This is a genomic window from Herbaspirillum sp. CF444 (assembly GCF_000282135.1).
Classification (GTDB): domain Bacteria; phylum Pseudomonadota; class Gammaproteobacteria; order Burkholderiales; family Burkholderiaceae_D; genus Herbaspirillum.
In genome coordinates this window covers 1-632 of sequence record NZ_AKJW01000055.1, presented here as the reverse complement: position 1 = coordinate 632, position 632 = coordinate 1, and the positions used below count along the sequence as shown (strand labels likewise).

The following is a 632-nucleotide window of genomic DNA, read 5'->3' as shown; positions in this document are numbered from 1 at the left end:
GCCATCAGCCAGCGCGCCCTGAGCCTGCACCTGGACGACTTCCTCCAGACCTACGGCATCAGCGCACAGGACAAGCAACTGCAATCCTCGACCATCAACTTCGACGTGGCGCTGCACGAAATGCTGCCGGCGCTGATCCAGGGCGGACAAGTCGAAATGCGCGGCGCCCAGCCCTGGGACCTGGAAACCACCAGCCGCCAACTGGCGCAGGAAGGCGTGACCTTTTCTCGATTGGCCACGGCCTACTGGCAACAGTGGCTGCGCAACCCGCCATCACCAGCGAGCCTGGCGGCGCTGCGCCAGATCACGGTGGGCGGCGAAGGCTTGCCGGGTGACGCCTTGCGCCAATGGCGCGCCGGTCCCTTGCAACATATCCGTCTGGACAACCTGTACGGCCCGACTGAAACCACGGTGGCCTGCATGTATCGCCAGACTTGCGCAGCCGACACCGAACAAGCCATCGTCTCGATCGGTCAGGCCTATCCCTCGCGCAGCGTGTATGTGATGGACGCCGAAGGCAACGAAGCGCCGGACGGCGGTCTGGGTGAGTTGTGCATCGCCGGCGACACGCTGGCGCGCGGCTATCTGGGTCGTGCAGCGCTGACGGCCGAGAAGTTTATTCCCGATCCTTA

At 64.6% G+C, this 632-nt stretch carries 1 protein-coding gene; it reads left to right on the top strand.

From position 1 onward, the window contains the following. Positions 1-632: AMP-binding protein (locus PMI16_RS09770; RefSeq protein WP_007879013.1), on the top strand; the 632-nt coding region annotated here is incomplete at both ends.